This is a genomic window from Streptomyces sp. NPDC003027 (genome assembly GCF_053591435.1).
Genome location: NZ_JBSFTU010000015.1, coordinates 74,950 through 91,890, shown reverse-complemented (window position 1 = coordinate 91,890; position 16,941 = coordinate 74,950). Strand labels below are relative to the sequence as shown.

Below are 16,941 nucleotides of genomic sequence, written 5' to 3'. Positions count from 1 at the left end.
TCCCGTCGACGCGAGAGCCAAACGCCCTCAGCGGAGGGCGAGGGCGGTGCCGGCGGGCGAGCGGCACCGCTCCGCTCAGCCGCTGAGGTGGCGCTCCATCCAGTCGGCGGCGGTACGGCGGAACAGCCGCCGGTTGTCCGCCCGCCGGAAGTCGTGGCCCTCGTCGCGGAGCATCAGCAGCTCGGCCGTCAGCCCCCGCTCCCGCGCGGCACGCACCACCTGCTCGGACTCGCCCGGCGGAACGTTGGTGTCGTGCTCGCCGTGGACCGCGAGCAGCGGTACGCGCAGTTCGTCGATACGGCTCATGGGAGACAGCGCACGGAGCAACTCCCGGTCGCGCACCGGATGGCCGTACTTGTGGGCCGCCGACTCCGCGATCCACGGCTCGGTCCCCTCGAAGAACGTCGTGAGGTCGGACATCCCGCACACCGCGATGCCCGTGCGGAACAGCTCCGGATGCCATACGAGGCTGGCAAGGGTCAGATAGCCGCCGTACGAGCGCCCCATCACCGCGAGCCGGGTCGGGTCCGCGCGGCCGGTCAGGACCGCGTGCGCCGCACAGGCGGCGACATCCTCGATCGCGGCGAACCGCCCCGTACCGAGGTCGGCGTCCACGAACGACCGTCCCCAGCCGGACGAGCCGCGGACGTCGGGCGCGAAGACGTCGAGCCCTCTGCCCAGCAATTCGTGGTACAGCGGGTCGAACACGGGCCGTTCCTGCTCCTCCGGCCCACCGTGCAGGTGGATCACGCACGGCGCCGGCCGGCCGGCGGCGCGGCCCGGCGCCCGGTAGTACCAGCCACCCAGCGCGAGCCCGTCACGGGCGACCGGCCGCAGCGGAACGGGCCGTACGGGCGGCCTGCCCGGCGGTACGGCGTCCTCGTCCCGCGACGACCACGGCGTACGGGCCGAGGGCGCGTCCGGGGGCACCCACCACACTCCCGGGCGGCGCTGGGAACCGGAGACCGCCAGCACCATCCCGTCCGGTCCGGACCGGGTGATCCGCGTGACCACCTCGTGCGGCAGCGGTACGTCCCGGGGCGGCGTGGTGCCGGTCGCGGCCCCGCTGGGCACCTGGCCGGCCGCCGGGAGGCCGAGGGTCTGCAGTTCGACGGCGCCCCGCACGTTCCAGCCGAGGGCGGCCGTGCGGCCGTCCTCGGCGAAGGCGAGGAGCTCCAGGTCGCAGTCCTCGCGCTCGGCCACGACGGAGAGCCCGAGGCGCGTGCCGTCCTCGTCCAGCGCGGCCGCGAGCAGCGCGGCGAACTGCCGTTCGTGGTCGCTCCGGAGCCACAGCGTGCGGCCGTCCGGCCCGAAGCGGCCGATCCACGGATCGCCGTCGGCAACCCGCAGCACGGACCCGGTGCCGAGGTCGGCGGTGCGCACGACCACCGCCTCCCGCCGGCCGCGCGGCCCTCTGCGTACCAGCGCGAACCGCTCGTCCTCGCTGATGTCGCAGACGCGCAGCGTCGCGGCCCCGGACTCGGTGGCGAGGAGTACGGGCGACCGGACTCCGTCGGGGTCGACGAGATACGCACTGAGCCGGTCCGGCGCCCCACCCAGCCCGTCCGCCCCACTGAGCTCTCCCCGCTCCAACCCGTCCAGGACGCCCGCCCCGTCCAGGGCCTCCGGCCCGCTCAGCTCGCCCCGCACCGCCCCGTCGGGGCCGCTCGCCTCGCCGTGCCACAGGCGGGCCGGCGGCGGCTCCGCCACCGTGACCGCAAGGCCCGAGCCGTCCCGTGTCCAGCAGCCCAGGTAGGCCGAGCTGTCGGCGTCCGCGCCCGCCACGACACGGCGGCCGGTACCGTCCGGGCGTACGCACAGCACCCGGGTGTGCTCGCCGCCTCCCGGGGCCACCGTGTAGGCGATCCAGCGTCCGTCCGGGGACCAAGCCACTTCCGTGACCGGATCGGGGTCGGCGTCGAGCAGGTGGATCTCGGGGCCGTTCACCTCCCCGGTCCACAGCTGGGGGACGCCCGTGCGGTCGCAGATGAACGCCACGTGCTCGCCCGTGGGGTCCCCGGACGGATACCAGCAGCCGTGGGAGATCAGCGGCTGGGGAGTGTCCCACGGTCCGGCCGAGTCGGCGAGCGGCACCTGTACGGGCGCCGCCGACGGGGCTCCGGGCGGCGGCCCTGGCACGACTCCCGGCATGGCCCCCCGGGGGGCTCCTGTCAGTTGATCCCGTGTGTCTGCAGCCATATCTCCAGCAACGCTACGTGCCACAGGGCGTTCGCTCCCCGCTTCGTCCGGTGGCGGTCAGGGGCGGCGAGGAGTTCCGCGAGGTACTCGTCGCGGAAGACGCCCCGCGCCCGGGCCTCGGGTGCGTCCAGGGCCTGACGGACCCGTTCGAGGACCGGCCCCGCCATGTGGCGGATCGCCGGCACCGGGAAGTAGCCCTTGGGCCGGTCGACCACCTCGCGGGGCAGGATCGCGCGGCCCGCGTCCTTCAGTACGCCCTTGCCGCCCTGCGCCAGCTTCAGCTCCGGCGGGCAGGCGGCGGCCAGCTCGACCAGCTCGTGGTCGAGGAACGGCACCCGGGCCTCGAGGCCCCAGTCCATCGTCATGTTGTCCACGCGCTTGACCGGGTCGTCGACGAGCATGACGTGCGTGTCGAGCCGCAGGGCGGCGTCGAGCGCGGTCTCGGCCCCGGGCACGGCCATGTGCTCGCGTACGAACCTGCCGGACTCGTCGTGGCCGGTGAGCAGGTGCGGCTGGAGGATCCGGGCGAAGTCGGAGTGCGGCCGGTCGAAGTACACCTCGGCGTACGTCTCCGGCTCCCGCTCGCGCTCGACGGCGGCCAGGTCCGGGTACCAGCGGTAACCGGCGAACACCTCGTCGGCGCCCTGGCCGCTCTGCACGACGCTGACCTCCTTGGAGACCAGCTCGGACAGCAGGTGGAAGGCGACCACGTCGTGGCTGATCATCGGCTCGCTCATGGCCCGGACCGCTCCGTCGAGCGCGGTCGACACCCGGTCCGAGGGCACCATCAGCTGGTGGTGGTCGGTGTCGTAGCGCCGGGCGATGAGGTCCGAGTACGCGAACTCGTCGCCCTGCTCGCCGGCCTCCGACTCGAATCCGACGCTGAACGTCGCCAGGTCCTTCTGGCCCGCCTCGGCCAGCAGTCCCACGATCAGGGACGAGTCGAGCCCGCCGGAGAGCAGCACGCCGACCGGCACGTCGGCGACCATGCGGCGCCGTACCGCCGTCCGCAGCGCGTCCAGCACCGCGTCCCGCCAGTCGTCCGCGTCCATGCCCGCGTGCTCGGCGCGCCGGGTGTACGAGGGCTGCCAGTAGCACCGGTCGTGGTGGGAGCCGTCCGGCTCCACCACGCGCACCGTGGCGGGCGGCAGCTTGCGCACGCCGTTGAGCACGGTCCGGGGCGCGGCCACCGTGGCATGCCAGCTCAGGTACTGGTGCAGCGCGACGGGGTCCAGCGAGGTGTCCACGCCGCCACCGGCGAGCAGGGCGGGCAGCGTGGAGGCGAACCGGAGCCGGCCCGGCCCGTGGGCCAGGTACAGCGGCTTGATCCCGAGCCGGTCGCGGGCCAGCACCACGCGGCCGGTGTCGTTCTCGACGATGACGAAGGCGAACATGCCCTTGAAGTGGTCGACGCAGTCGGTGCCCCACTGCGCGTAGGCCTTCATGACCACCTCGGTGTCCGAGGTGGAGAAGAACCGGTGCCCGAGGGCCCGCAGTTCGTCCCGCAGCGCCTGGTAGTTGTACACGCAGCCGTTGAACACGCCCGTCAGCCGGGCGTCGGTGTCGGTCATCGGCTGCGCGCCGCGCTCCGACAGGTCGATGATCTTCAGACGCCGGTGGCCGAGCGCCACGGCGCCCTGCGACCAGATCCCCCGGCCGTCGGGCCCTCGGGCCGCGAGACGGTCGGTCATGCGCTCCACGGCGGCCACGTCGGGCCGCCGGTCGTCGAAGCGGATCTCACCGCTCAGGCCGCACATGCCGCACCTCCCCGCCGTGCCGCACCCGCCCCCGGCCCACCAGGGCCCTCGTACTCCTCCTCGACCTCATATGAATCGGTCACCACAACTCCTCGAAGACGGGGAGCGGGCGTCCGTCCGCCGTTCCGTTCACGTGGCGAGGCGGCCCGCTCCGCTACGGCGGGTTCCCCGTTGATCGCGGCGCATGCCTGCCCGGAACCGCACGCCCCCACCAGGGACCCCGCCGCCCTCTCCCGCCATGGCGGAGTTTTTGTCCTGTTTCGCGGGGAAGCCGGGGTGCCATGGACCATGCACAGGCACCCGTACTCGACGCACTGGCCGCGTACCACGTGGAGAACCAGACACCTTTCACCCCGCCCGGCCACAAGCAGGGACGCGGCGCCGATCCTCGCGTACGCGCGATCCTCGGTGACGCCGTGTTCCAGTCCGACGTGCTGGCCACCAGCGGTCTGGACGACCGGACCTCGTCCCACGGCGTCCTCGCCAGGGCCCAGGAGCTGATGGCCGACGCCGTCGGAGCGGAGCACACCTTCTTCTCGACCTGCGGCAGCTCCCTGTCGGTCAAGGCGGCCATGCTGTCCGTGGCCGGGCCGCACGAGAAGCTGCTCGTGGGGCGCGACGCCCACAAGTCGGTGGTCTCGGGCCTCGTGCTCGCCGGGATCGTACCGATCTGGGTGGACCCCCAGTGGGACGCGGAGCGGCACCTCGCCCACCCGCCGTCCGCCGACGCCTTCCGCGCCGCCTTCGCGGAGCACCCCGACGCGCGGGGCGCCCTGGTCACGACACCGACGCCGTACGGCACCTGCTCCGACCTGCCCGCCATCGCCCGGACATGCCATGAGCACGGCGTGCCGCTGATCGTCGACGAGGCGTGGGGCGCCCACCTCCCGTTCCACCCGGATCTGCCCACCTGGGCGATGGACGCGGGCGCGGACGTGTGCGTGACCTCAGTCCACAAGATGGGCTCCGGGCTCGAGCAGGGCTCGGTCTTCCACCTCCAGGGCGATCTGATCGAACCCGAGGTGCTGAAGAACCGTGAGGACCTGCTGGGCACCACCAGCCCTTCCGTCCTCGTCTACGCGGCCCTCGACGGGTGGCGGCGCCAGATGGTCCAGCACGGCCACGCCCTCTACGACGACGCGCTCGCCCTGGCCAAGGACGTACGCGCGCGGATCGCCGAGATCGACGGTATGCACGTCCACGGTCGTGACGACTTCTGCGGGCCCGGCCGCTCCGCCGACCTCGACCCGCTCCAGGTGATCGTCGACATCACCGGCCTCGGGACGACCGGTTACCGGATCGCCGACTGGATCCGCGAGCACCACCGGATCAACCTGCACCTCTCCGACCATCGCCGCACGAGCGCCCAGCTCACCCACGCCGACGACAGCCGCACCGCCAACGCCCTGATCGCCGCGCTGCGCGACGTCGCCGCCCACGCCGGCGAGCTGCGGCCCGCGCCCCGGGTGGAGGTTCCGGATCCGGCCGACCTCCGCCTCGAACAGGTCATGCTGCCGCGTGACGCCTTCTTCGGGCGGGTCGAGCAGGTGCCGTGGGAGCAGGCTGTCGGCCGCGTCAGCGCCGAGATGCTCACGCCGTACCCGCCGGGCATCCCGGCCGCGCTGCCCGGTGAGAAGCTCAACGCCGAGGTGCTGCGCTATCTGCGGAGCGGCGTCGACGCGGGCATGGTGGTACCGGACGCCGCCGACACCGAGGTCAAGACCGTACGCGTGACGGTCGAGGACTGACCTCCGGCGCCTGGTACCTCGGCCGGCCCGACCGCGCCCGGCCCTGCGCCCGGGTCGGTGCCCGGCCCGGTGACGGCCGGGGCCCGCCTGGGTCGGATCCCGTCACAGCCCCGCGGCGGCCTTCTGCCGGAACCGTTCCCAGGCCCGCTCCGGCACGTCCTCGCGCAGCAGGACGTCGGCCGCCGTGCAGGCCAGCGCCTCCGCGGCGGCCAGCATCACCCGCCGCCCGCGGGGACCGGCCGCCGCCTCCGCGAACGCGGGCGTGTGGTCCGAACCCTCCGGCCCCATGATGGCGACGAAGGGATGGATCGCGGGCACCCGCGTGCTGACGTTGCCGATGTCGGACGAGCCCAGGTACACGCCCGGCACGGGCTCCGACAGCCGGATGCCCGCCCGGTCCAGGTGGTGGGCGAACAATCCGGACAGCACGTCGTTGTCGCGGAAGTGCTCGTACCGGCCGCCCACGTCGGTCACCTCCACCCGTGTACGGGTGGCCAGCGCCACGCCCCGCGCGCACGAGCGCAGCTCCTCCACCAGCCTCTCCAGGGCCGAGGTGGTCCCGCCACGCAGTCCGAACAGGCCCTCCGCGTACTCGGGGACGATGTTCGTGGCCCGGCCGCCGTCCGTCACGATCCCCTGGATGTGCGATCCGCCGGGCAGCCGCCGGTCCAGCACGCCGAGCGTGTTGAAGAGCTGGATCAGCGCGCCCAGCGCGTCGATCCCCTCCGTGGGGCTGCCGGTGGGGTGCGCGGCGCGCCCGTGGAACCCGACGCGGACCTGGGCACTGGCCGTCAGCGGCGCCCATGACCAGTCGTAGACGCCCGGATGGAACATCAGCGCCGCGTCCACCCCGTCGAAGAGGCCGGCCTCCACCTCCGTGACCTTGCCGCCTCCCCGCTCCTCCGCCGGAGTCCCGACGGCCAGCAGGGTCCCGTCGACCTCGCCGAGCGCCGCCCGCAGCGCGGTGGCCGCACCGAGGCCGGCCGACGCGATCAGGTTGTGGCCGCAGGCGTGCCCGAGCAGCGGCAGCGCGTCGTACTCCATCAGCAGGGCCACGCACGGTCCGTCGCCCGCCGTGGCCGCCCGGCCCGTCCGGGCGACGAAGGCGGTCGGCATCCCGGCCACCCCGCGCTCCACCACGAACCCCTCGCGCTCGAGTTCGTCCGCCAGCAGACCGGCCGCGCCGTGCTCCTCGTAGGCCGTCTCCGGTTCGCGGTGCAGGGCCAGGCCGACATCCCAGAGCCGGTCCGCGCGGGCGGCCACCTCCTGCCCGATGCGGGCGTAGAGCGAATCCGGGGTGTGTGACACGGGTGGCCTCCTCGAGTCGGCTGTCGCTGCCTTCCGCTCGTGTTCCACGCCTCCGGCGCCCGATGCCCCGAAACGGGCGCGGATCCCGTGCGAGGGCGCCCCCCACGCAAGGACGGGGGCCCGCCGGGCGGCGGGCCCCCGTCACGCGCCGTGCGTGCGCCGTGCGCCTCAGCGGGTGACGACGTGCCGCTCGTCGGGCACGCAGTGCGTCATCGTCAGACCCTCGACGTCCCGGGGCGGGTTCTCCCCGAGGTTGGCCAGGCGCTTGCGGTCCTCGTCGGTGAGGTCCTGGCTCGCGAGCGGCTCCAGGTGCGCGACGTCCTGCGGGGTGATGCCGATGCCCTCGCCGACGCGCAGCCCGAGGTCGTTCTCGACCAGGAGGAAGTGCCACACCATCCGCTCCTGCACCGGCCGGTCGCACTGCTTCAGCAGGTTGACGAGGTTGTGCACCAGGTCGTCCCGCTCCCACTGCTCCATCAGCAGATAGCGCTGCCCGGCCTGCATGTAGTCGTTCGTCCGCTCGATCCGCTTACGGGTGAGCCTGCCGCGGATCTCCGGACCCTGTTCGTCGTGCGTGGGGTACTGGCCCTCCCGCAGACCGCCCCGGATCGACGGTTCGTAGTTCACGTCGGGGTTCTCGCCCGCGCCGTCCACGTGGTACGTCATGAACCCGTCGCGCTGGTTGGTGCGCACGTCGGCGTTCTTGGCGTGGTTGACCGGCAGCTGGAGGTAGTTCGGGCCGACCCGGTAGCGCTGGGTGTCGCTGTAGGAGAAGGTCCGGCCGACCAGCATCTTGTCGTCGGAGAAGTCCAGGCCGTCGACCAGCACGCCGGTACCGAAGGAGATCTGCTCGTTCTCGGCGAAGAAGTTGTCCGGCATCCGGTTGAGCACCATCTTGCCGACCGGCTTGGGCGGGAAGTCCTGCTCGGGCCAGGTCTTGGTGTCGTCCAGCGGGTCGAAGTCCAGCTCCGGGTGGTCGTGGTCCTCCATCATCTGGACCAGCAGCTCCCACTCCGGGTAGTCGCCGCGCCGCACCGCCTCGTACAGGTCCTTGGTGGCGTGGCCGAGGCCCTGCGCCTGGACGTTGGCGGCGTCCTCCTCCGTCATGCTGCGCACACCCTGCTTGGGCATCCAGTGGTACTTCACCAGGACGGTGCGGCCCTCGGCGTTGACCCACTTGTAGGTGTTCACGCCGAAGCCCTGCATGTGCCGGTAGTCGGCGGGGATGCCACGCGGGCTGAAGAGGTTCATCAGCATGTGCATGGACTCGGGGGTCTGCGACATGAAGTCGAAGATCCGCCGCGGCTGCTGCTCGAAGGTGACCGGGTCCGGTTTGAGGGAGTGGATCACGTCGGGGAACTTGATCGCGTCCCGGATGAAGAAGACGCCCAGGTTGTTCCCGACGAGGTCCCAGTTGCCGTCCTCGGTGTAGAACTTCACCGCGAACCCGCGCGGGTCGCGCGCCGCCTCCGAGGAGTCACGGCCGCCGATCACGGTGGAGAACCGGACGGCGAGATCGGTGCGTTTGCCGCGCTCCTGGAAGAGCTTGGCGCGGGTGTAGCGGCTGATCGGCTCGTCGCCCCAGGAACCGTACGCCTCGAAGTAGCCGTAGGCGGTGACCCCGCGGGCGTGGACGACACGCTCGGGGATGCGCTCCCGGTCGAAGTGGCTGATCTTCTCCAGGAACTGGTAGTTCTCCAGCGTCGCCGGACCCCGGGACCCGACGGTGCGCTGGTTCTGGTTGTCGTAGACAGGGTGACCCTGCCGGTTGGTGAGTACCTTCCGGTCGTCGCCGGGTGCGGGACCCTGGCTCGAAACGTCCGTCACGATCCTCGGCTCCTCTGCTGCATTTTCTTCCGACTGCGTCCTATACGTCGCAGTATGCTCCGTTACCCGCCCGTCGGGGGCGTCTAACCGGCTCCGTCGAACCGCGCCCGTAAGAACGTGATCCGTGTGCGGCCGCACAGCGGGACGGAAACGCGGCAAGCTGGTGACCATGAACCTGTCCGACCCGGAGCACGGCCTGAACCCCGCCAGCGTCATGAACGCCAAGAAGACCCTCCACGAGCTCCTCGGCCGCGCCGGTGTGTCCGCGGCCGAGGCGGACGTCCTGATCGCGCTCGTCGAAGCGGGCGCCCTCGCGCACGCGCACGGCGAGGTCGGCGCGGCGGAGGGCGAGGCTCCGACGGAGAAGGGGGAGCTCTACGACACCGGCCGCCAGGACGGCGCGCAGGCCGTCAGAGACGAACTCCGCCACCTCGTCGAGCGGACCCTGCGGCGGGCCACCGGGCCGACGGTGCCCGCTCACCGCCTGCCGCCGGACGGCCGCGCCGCGCACGCTCCGGTCGGCCGGGTGGACGTGGAGCGGACGAATGTCGCGGTGACGGCGCTGTACCTCACCTTCACCCAGCCGTCGGACCTCGATCCCGAGATGGCGGACGAGGTCCTCACCGCGGTGCTCAGCACGATGAGCGCACGGGACAGGGCGGGATATCCGGGCCGGCTGGACGCGTTCGCCGAGGCGCACGGGGAGAGTCTGGTCCGCCTGTACGCGCAGTACGGTCCGGGCAGCGGTATCGCCGTCCACGGCCGCCACTCGCTGGCCCACTCCCCCACCAGCATCGCCGTGCTCGAACGCCTGGATACCGCGGCGGACGCCCTGCACGCGGCCTGGGACGGGGCGGAGCTGCCGCCCGGGTGGCTGGACGGCCTGGCGACGGCCTGGCGGGCCTGCCTCGGCTGACGCCACCCGGGCGGAGGACTCAGCGGCCGTCGATCAACGCGTCGGCCAGGACCGGGGAGAAGACCCCGGCCGCGGGGGAGCCGGCCGGGCACTCCGCCGAATCGCCGTCCGAGTCACCCGGGTGCTTGATCCACAGCAGGTAGTCGGCGCCGCCCGTGCCGGCCTGGGAGGGGACGCCGAGCTTGCGCTGGGGCGGGTTGCAGAAACCGACGTGGCCGCTGGCCGGATCGCCGGGGGTGACGTAGCCGCCGTTGCCGTTGCGGGAGGTGTCCACGACCCAGCCGCTGGTCACGCCGAAGTCGGCCTTGAGCTGTGCCGCGAGACGGCGGCCGTAGTCGTTCGACACGCTCGTGGCGTCGAAGTTGGAGACGTTGACGGAGAAGCCCCGGGCCATGGAGACCCCGGCCCGGTTGAGCAGCTCGGCCATCTTCTTCAGACCGATCCCCTGGGCTCCGGTGCCGTCGGAGCCCAGGGTCCAGGTGAAGTTGCCGGCGTCCAGGTAAGTCTGGACGAAGCGGCCCTGCTCCTGCAGACGCTGGTTGGCGAACCAGAGGGCGTCGAGGCGCTGTTCGAGGCCCCCGTTCATGCAGGCCTCGTTCGCGGCCATCGGCACCGCGTCGGGCTCGAGCACGACGATCGCCGGACGCCCGGCGAGGCCGAGGGCGACGTCCGCGATCCACTTCTTGTACGCCTCGGGGCTCCCCGCTCCGCCGGAGGAGGGGCCGCCGCAGTCACGGCCGGGGATGTTGTACGTGACGAGGACGGGGATCCTGCCCTCGGCGGCGGCTCCGCCGACGTAGGCGCTCACCTCCTCGCGGACACCGGTCGCGGGGTTGCCGTCCGCGTCCCATCCACCGAACCACTTCACGGCGGCGTGGTCGCCGATGGACGACCTGATCCTCGCGGCACGGGGGTCGTTGGGGTGGGCGTTCGCCCAGGTGTAGGCGTTGTTGCGCGGGTCGGTGTAGAAGCCCTCGCGTGCGGTGGACGTGGTCAGCGAGACGTTGTCGAGGGTGATGTCGGTCAGCGCGCTCTGGTTGCCGAGCAGGAAGGTGACCTGCCCGGCGGCCGTGTCCAGTGCGGAGGTGAAGGTCCAGCTGAAGTGCTGGAAGCCGGTGCCGACACCGATGGTCCGGGAGAGGGTGCCGGTGTAGGGCGCCTCCCCGAGCTGCACGGAGGTGGCTATCTGGGTCGCCCGGGAGGCCATGGCGTCGAAGGAGAGGGTGTACGTCGCCCCCTTGCGGAGGGTGATTCCGCCTTGCCCGGCCATGGTGTCCCAGGGGTTGCCGGCGCGGGCGGCGACGGTGGTGCGCAGCTGCCCTGCGGGGGTGGCACGGACAAAGGCGTCGGCGCTGGCCCACCACGAGTCGATTCCGGTGGTGAACGCGCCGTTGACCACCAGCTCGCCGTAGACGGCGGGAGTGGGAGGGGCGGCCGAAGCGGTGGGGGTGAGGACGGTACCCAGCAGCGCGGCGGCGAGCGCGGGCGCGGCGGCCAGGCGGCGCCATGGGGCGGTGAAGGTCACGGAGGACGGGTCCTGTTCGGGTCTGCCGGCCGACTGCGTCGACCGAATACGGCGGAGGGCTCGATGACCCTCCTCGCACTCATGATCGCAGAACTGGCGCCCGGTCACCTTGCTTCGCAGAAAGCGGAGTTCGCAGAACACGTCTCGAAGCTTCGAGGAATACGAAAGCAGGCGGGATGAGTTTCAAGGGAATTGCCGATGTGCGGATTCGTCGAATTCCGTCACCGCATTCCGCCGCCGGGAAATGCCGTGCGGCCCGTCACCGCGGTGGTGACGGGCCGCACGGAACTTTCCGCGCGGAGCGGTGCCGCTACCAGCGGTACCAGCGGCCGGTGCTGCCCTTCGGGCGGGCGACGAAGCCGATCAGCCATACGACCAGCACGATCACCGCTATCCACCACAGCGCCTTGACGGCGAAACCGGCACCGAACAGGAGCAGGGCCAGCAGGAGAACGAGTAGCAGGGGAACCATAGTTATCTACCTCCGCAGCATCATGTGCCCCGCGTTTACCGCCCTACACGCACGAGATTTCGAACTTTCCCAGGGCGGCCGGCGCAGGGGGCGGTCCCGACGAAATTCCGGCAGGCCGGTGGGAACGGTCCGGGAGGCACACCCCCTAAGCTCGGAGCCGTGAGCAGCGAGGCAGCGGGTGACACGGTCGCGGCGGGTGGCATGCGGTACCGCCAGGAGGAAGTGGCCCGGGCGGCCGGCGTGAAGGTCCGCAACCTTCGCTACTACCAGGAGCGGGGGCTGCTGCCGCCACCCCGCCGTGAGGGCCGGATCGCCTGGTACTCCGACCAGCACCTCGCCCGGCTGCGCCTGATCGACGACCTGCTGGGCCGCGGCTACACGGTGAACGGCATCGCCGAGCTTCTGACCGCCTGGGAGCAGGGCGGTGGGATCGGCCAACTCCTGGGAATGGAACGGGAGATGACCCGTGACTGGGCGCGGGAGGAGCCCGTCACGATGAGTCTGGCGGAGCTGCGTGAGCTGTTCGGTCCGGCGGCGACGCCCCAGGACACCCGGCGGGCCGCCGCTCTGGAGTACGTACGGGTCGACGGGGAGACCGTCACCTTCCCCAGTCGCCGGCTGCTGGAAGCCACGCTGACGCTGGTGCGGCAAGGGCTGCCGCTCGGGGAGATCCTGGAGGCCGGGGACTTCGTCCAGCAGCAGGCGGCGGCGCTCGCGGATCGGTTCGTCGCCCTCTTCCGGCGGCATGTGATCGGCCCGGAAGGCCTGGAGCTACATTCGGCCACGCAGTTGGATCACATCGCGGAGGCCGCGTCGGCGCTGCGCCCGGTGGCGGCGGAGGTCGTGGCCGCTGAATTCGCGCGCGCGATGGCCCGAAGGGTGGAAGCGGAGGTCGCCGCGCTGCTGCGTACGGAGCAGTAGGACTTGGCCGAAAGGCAGAGTCCGCGCAACCTTGCCAACCGTCATTGGCACTCTTACATTCAACTCCACGGTCATACCGGCGAGTAACGATCTCGCGCGACCCGGACGGCACCAGATCGCACCAGATCGCGCCCGATCACTCCGGCTCCGACCGGATCACACTCCCCACCACCCCACCCATCAAGGGGGTCCTGTCATGCAACGTGGCTCACATGGCTTAGGCAGTTCCGGCGACTCGGGCGCCGGCCGGGTGAGATGGCGGCGTTTCGCCGTCCTGGCGGTCCCGGGGATCGCCCTCACCGCGGGCCTCGGCATCGCTCTCGCCCAAGGAGCGCTCGCCGCCTCCTTCGCCGTCTCGGGCCAGCAGTTCAAGGTCTCCGCGACGAGCCTGACCGGCAAGGGCTTCGCCCAGTACGGCAGCGTGGACGTCAACGCCCGTGACGAACTCATCCCGGTGGCGGTCACCGCCATCAAGGAGGCCGAGCTCAAGAGCCTCTGCCAGTCGGTGGTCACCTCGCTGCCGGTGATCGGCGACATCTCGCTCAACCTCACCGCCGGGCAGAAGACCCCGGTCGAGGCGACCAACCTCTTCGTCGACGCCACCCAGCTCTCGGGCAACGCCTCCTTCACGAACATCGAGATCGGCCGCGACGCCTCCACCCTGGACAAGGGTCCGGAAGGGGCACAGGGCATGCAGGACCTGTTCTCCCAGCAGGCCGACACCATCACGATCACCGACCTGCGGCAGACGGCGTGGGCCACCAACGCCGGCACCTTCAAGCTCTCCGGTCTGAACATGAAGATCAGCAAGGGCACGAAGGAATGCTTCTGACCCGCCACCGGACCCGGTTCCGGCGGTGGCGCCGCAGCCGGCCGTTCTGGGGCGGGCTCGTCACCGTCCTCGCCGGGGCCGAGATCTGCGCCCTGCCGCTCGCCCCCCTGAAGGTCATGCTCGCGCAGGGCGTCGCGGGTGTCCCGTCCGTCCTGATGGGCCTCGTGATGGTCGTGCTCGGCGTCTCCGTCTGGTTCGCCCCGCACTACCGCACCCTCGCCGGGATCGTCACCACCCTCATCGCCGCCTTCGCGCTCGTCCTGTCCAACCTCGGCGGATTCCTCGCCGGGACCTTGCTGGGCATCCTCGGCGGCGGCCTCATGTTCGCGTGGCAGCCGGGCGCCCCGAGCCCCGGCACTCCCCCCGAGGAGGCCACGGAATCCGACGCGGCCGGGCGATCCGCTTCGTCGGCACCGCACGACACCCCCTCCCACGCACCCCTCTCCGATCCCCAAGGAGCACAGCCATGAGCCGCACACCCACCACCCTCGCCCTCGGACTCGCCGCGGTCGGCGCGCTGACCTTCGGCGCCGCGTCCGCCACCGCCGCACCGTTACCGACGGCGGCGGCCGGCTCGACCACGGTCACCCCGGCCGGCCACGCCTTCAAAGCCACACTGAGCGGCAAGGCCACCCTCAAGGCCGGCTCGGTCACCATCTCCTGCACGGTCTCGGTGGCCACCGGCACCGTCCCGGCCGCCCCCGGCAACCACAACCCGGCCGGTCCGGTCTCCTCCCCCATCTCCGCCCCGAGCTACAGCTCGTGCACCTCCAGCACACCGGGCGTGACCCCCACGGTCACCACCAGCGGCGCCTGGCAGGTGTCCATGCAGAACGGGGCTCCGATCACCGCGACCATGACCGTCCCGACGGGCGGTCTCGTGGTCAAGACGACCGGTCTGGCCTCCTGCACGGTCGTCACCGCGCCGAACGGCCCGGCGAACGCGCCCGGCGCCTGGACCAACGGCGCCCCGTCCACCCTGACCTTCACCAACGCCTCGGTCCCGATCAAGGTCACCGGCGGGTTCGGCTGCCCGACCAGCGCGACGACCTCCGTCTTCAACGCCGTCTACACGGTGACGGACACCACCGACCCGGCTCAGCAGATCACGGTCAAGCCGTGACACCGTGACACCGTGACCGCGTGAGAGCGTGACGCGGAAAGCACGAACGACGCCGGGCGAGCCGTCGCCGGACCGATCCCGACGCGGGTCCGGGTCCGTACGTCTCGCCCGGCACCCTCTCCTCTGACGCACCGTCATGCGCCGTTGGTGCTGCGCCGGTTCGTCATCCCCCGGCGGGGCCCGCCAGCGCGGCCGCGGTGACGTGGGCGAACGCTTCCTTGTTGTCCAGCATGATGTTGTGTCCGCACTCCGGGATCGCGACCACGGCCACCCCCGCCTCGGCGAGCGCTTCGGCGCCCGGGAGCGGGCCGTCCGCCTCGGGCAGCAGATACGTACGGGGAATCTTCAGGTTCAGGAGCAGCTCGCGCATGGTGGGGACGGTCCCCCGGACGAGGGAGACCGCGCTGCGGTGCAGGGCCTCACGACCGGTCAGGCGCATGGTGGCCCACCAGTGCGGGCCGACCCGGTCACGTACCTCCTCCCACCCTCCGGCCAGGAACGCCTGCTCGGTGTAGGCGGCGATGCCGCTGCTGCCCCCGGAGGCGGGCAGGCTCGGTATCGGGGGCGGGAGCGGATCGAGGTTGGCGTCGACCAGGACCAGGCGGGAGACCAGGTGCGGATGGCGGGCGGCGAGCACGATGGCCACCGAGCCGCCCATGCTGTGCCCGATCAGCTGCGCGGCGCTGACGCCCGCGGCGGTCAGGGCGTCCGCGAGGGCGTCGGCGTGCGACTCCAGGGTGTAGTCGAAGCCCGTGGGACGGTCACTGAGGCCGTGCCCGAGGAGGTCGACAAGGAGCGAGCGGTGGCCGGCCAGCAGAGGGTGGACGGCGGCCTCCGCGAAGTAGGCGGCCGAGGTGGCGCCCAGACCGTGCACATAGACCCGGGACGGCTCCCGGCCCGGTAGCTCCACCCAGCGGATCCGGTCACCCTCGGGCGTCACGACGGCACTGCGCACGATGCACTCCCCCTGCGCTCGACATCCCTGGAGAGAAGAGCGTAACCACCCGGCCCCGCCGCTGACCCGGCGCGTTCGGCCTCTTCTGGGCCCGCTCGGCGACCGACCCTCGTCAGCGCCTCGGCGGCAGTCGGCGCACGGTCACGTCGTGAAGGGTCCCGTCCTCGACCCGCACGGTCATGAACGTACGGAAGGGCTGGCGCCTGCGGTCCGTGGGAGAACCGGGGTTGAGCAACCGCAAGCCGCCGGGAGCGACGGAGTCCCAGGGAATGTGGCTGTGCCCGAACACCAGGACGTCCAGGTCCGGGAAGCGTTCGGCGCAGCGCCGCTCGCGCCCGGTGGCCGGGCCGGTCTCGTGCACGACGCCGAACCGCAGCCCGCCGAGTTCCGCGCGGGCGACCTCGGGCAGCCGCCGTCGCAGCGCGGGACCGTCGTTGTTGCCGTACACACCGATCAGCCGACGCGACCGGGACGACAACAGGTCCAGGGTGGCCTCGTCGATCCAGTCCCCGGCGTGGATCACGACGTCCGCCTCGTCGACACCCGCCAGGAGTTCGTCCGGCAGACTCTTCGCACGGGCGGGCACATGCGTGTCGGAGGTCAGAAGCAGCCGCATGACATCAGCCTACGGGCGGAGCGTCTGCCCACCGAGCACCGAACACCAAGCGCCGGAAGGACGCGGCCCAGGGGCCGACCTCGGCATCAAGAACGCGTAAAGACTGCCGGGAACCGGCAGTGAACACAGGTGTGCTGCCGTGCAACCATCCCCTCGACGACGGAAATCGACGCACGAGGCGAGGTGGCGTACATGGGCTGGTTTCTCGGTCTCGGCATCGCGGGTCTCGTGCTGCTCGTCCTGTCCCTGGTCCTCGACGGGGTGGTGGAGGGGGTCCTGGACGGGCTCGGCGGGGGGCTCGACGGGTTTCTGTCGTTGCCGGTGATCGCGGGGTTCGTCTCCGCGCTCGGTTTCACGGGCGCGATCGTCCTGGGGACCACCGGCGCGGGGGCGGGGGTCGCCACCGGTGCGGGCGTGGCGGCGGGGGCCGTCGCGGCCCGGCTGACATGGGCGTTCAGCCGGGCGCTGATGCGCGACGAAGGCGCGTCCGCACCGCGGGGCGACGATCTGCGAGGCAGTTCGGGCTCCGTGGTCACGGCGATCCCGGCCGGCGGCTACGGCGAGGTGCTGCTGTACCTGGGCGCGCAGCCGGTGAAGTACGCGGCGAAGTCCCCGATCCCCGTCGAACGGGGTGCCGAGGTGTGGGTCGAGTCCGTGCTCTCGCCGACCTCGGTCGTCGTACGCCCGGTGGACCGCTGACCACCTCCGCGCCCCGGCACGCCCCGATCGACCGCTCACATCT

The 16,941-nt window shown here is 71.9% G+C and carries 15 protein-coding genes; 7 read left to right on the top strand and 8 right to left on the bottom strand.

From position 1 onward, the window contains the following. Positions 1–75 precede the first annotated feature (75 nt). The gene (locus ACWDX6_RS13765; RefSeq protein WP_451485124.1) at positions 76–2,199 is read right to left on the bottom strand and encodes a S9 family peptidase; all 2,124 of its coding nucleotides are present in this window, start codon (positions 2,197–2,199) and stop codon (positions 76–78) included. After that, positions 2,172–3,956 (bottom strand): N-acetylglutaminylglutamine amidotransferase, encoded by a 1,785-nt coding sequence (locus tag ACWDX6_RS13760; protein WP_451485123.1) that lies wholly within the window; start codon positions 3,954–3,956, stop codon positions 2,172–2,174. Before ACWDX6_RS13760 ends, ACWDX6_RS13765 begins: the two co-directional genes overlap by 28 nt. 281 nt (positions 3,957–4,237) lie before the next feature. On the opposite strand from ACWDX6_RS13760, the gene ACWDX6_RS13755 reads away from it, so the two are divergent. Beyond that, entirely contained in the window at positions 4,238–5,704 is a 1,467-nt protein-coding gene (locus ACWDX6_RS13755) for an aminotransferase class I/II-fold pyridoxal phosphate-dependent enzyme (protein ID WP_451485122.1), read from the top strand. A 102-nt stretch (positions 5,705–5,806) separates the two neighbouring features. On the opposite strand, the gene ACWDX6_RS13750 is transcribed toward ACWDX6_RS13755, so the two are convergent. Further along, entirely contained in the window at positions 5,807–7,012 is a 1,206-nt protein-coding gene (locus ACWDX6_RS13750) for an amidohydrolase (protein ID WP_451485121.1), read from the bottom strand. A gap of 168 nt (positions 7,013–7,180) precedes the next feature. Further along, complete coding sequence (locus ACWDX6_RS13745; RefSeq protein ID WP_451485120.1) at positions 7,181–8,839, bottom strand: catalase; 1,659 nt, start codon at positions 8,837–8,839, stop codon at positions 7,181–7,183. Positions 8,840–9,008: 169 nt separating this feature from the next. On the opposite strand from ACWDX6_RS13745, the gene ACWDX6_RS13740 reads away from it, so the two are divergent. Continuing rightward, positions 9,009–9,755, top strand: a complete 747-nt coding sequence (locus ACWDX6_RS13740; protein WP_451485119.1) for a hypothetical protein — start codon at positions 9,009–9,011, stop codon at positions 9,753–9,755. Positions 9,756–9,774: 19 nt separating this feature from the next. Here ACWDX6_RS13740 and ACWDX6_RS13735 read toward each other — a convergent pair whose 3' ends face one another. Then, on the bottom strand, positions 9,775–11,280 hold the full coding sequence (locus ACWDX6_RS13735) for a glycoside hydrolase family 6 protein (RefSeq protein WP_451485118.1): 1,506 nt from the start codon (positions 11,278–11,280) through the stop codon (positions 9,775–9,777). 310 nt (positions 11,281–11,590) lie between these two features. Further along, on the bottom strand, positions 11,591–11,752 hold the full coding sequence (locus tag ACWDX6_RS13730; RefSeq protein WP_403290063.1) for a hydrophobic protein: 162 nt from the start codon (positions 11,750–11,752) through the stop codon (positions 11,591–11,593). A 159-nt stretch (positions 11,753–11,911) separates the two neighbouring features. Here ACWDX6_RS13730 and ACWDX6_RS13725 point away from each other — a divergent pair, with 159 nt between their 5' ends. From ACWDX6_RS13725 to ACWDX6_RS13710, 4 genes are all read left to right on the top strand, one after another. Further along, entirely contained in the window at positions 11,912–12,673 is a 762-nt protein-coding gene (locus tag ACWDX6_RS13725; RefSeq protein ID WP_451485117.1) for a MerR family transcriptional regulator, read from the top strand. Between the two features lie 196 nt (positions 12,674–12,869). Next, positions 12,870–13,505 (top strand): DUF6230 family protein, encoded by a 636-nt coding sequence (locus ACWDX6_RS13720; protein WP_451485116.1) that lies wholly within the window; start codon positions 12,870–12,872, stop codon positions 13,503–13,505. Next, on the top strand, positions 13,496–13,975 hold the full coding sequence (locus ACWDX6_RS13715; protein ID WP_451485115.1) for a DUF6114 domain-containing protein: 480 nt from the start codon (positions 13,496–13,498) through the stop codon (positions 13,973–13,975). The genes ACWDX6_RS13720 and ACWDX6_RS13715 overlap by 10 nt, the downstream gene beginning before the upstream one ends. Next, a complete protein-coding gene (locus tag ACWDX6_RS13710; RefSeq protein ID WP_451485114.1) occupies positions 13,972–14,628 on the top strand; it encodes a hypothetical protein in 657 nt (218 codons plus the stop codon). The genes ACWDX6_RS13715 and ACWDX6_RS13710 overlap by 4 nt, the downstream gene beginning before the upstream one ends. A gap of 163 nt (positions 14,629–14,791) precedes the next feature. Here the strand turns inward: ACWDX6_RS13710 and ACWDX6_RS13705 are convergent, their stop codons facing one another. Together ACWDX6_RS13705 and ACWDX6_RS13700 are read right to left on the bottom strand one after the other, a co-directional pair. After that, the gene (locus ACWDX6_RS13705; protein WP_451485113.1) at positions 14,792–15,583 is read right to left on the bottom strand and encodes an alpha/beta fold hydrolase; all 792 of its coding nucleotides are present in this window, start codon (positions 15,581–15,583) and stop codon (positions 14,792–14,794) included. A 112-nt stretch (positions 15,584–15,695) separates the two neighbouring features. Continuing rightward, positions 15,696–16,199, bottom strand: coding sequence for a metallophosphoesterase family protein (locus tag ACWDX6_RS13700; protein ID WP_451485112.1), 504 nt, complete (start codon positions 16,197–16,199; stop codon positions 15,696–15,698). A 192-nt stretch (positions 16,200–16,391) separates the two neighbouring features. Between ACWDX6_RS13700 and ACWDX6_RS13695 the strand changes: the two genes are divergently transcribed. After that, positions 16,392–16,898 (top strand): hypothetical protein, encoded by a 507-nt coding sequence (locus ACWDX6_RS13695; RefSeq protein WP_451485111.1) that lies wholly within the window; start codon positions 16,392–16,394, stop codon positions 16,896–16,898. Positions 16,899–16,941 lie beyond the last annotated feature (43 nt).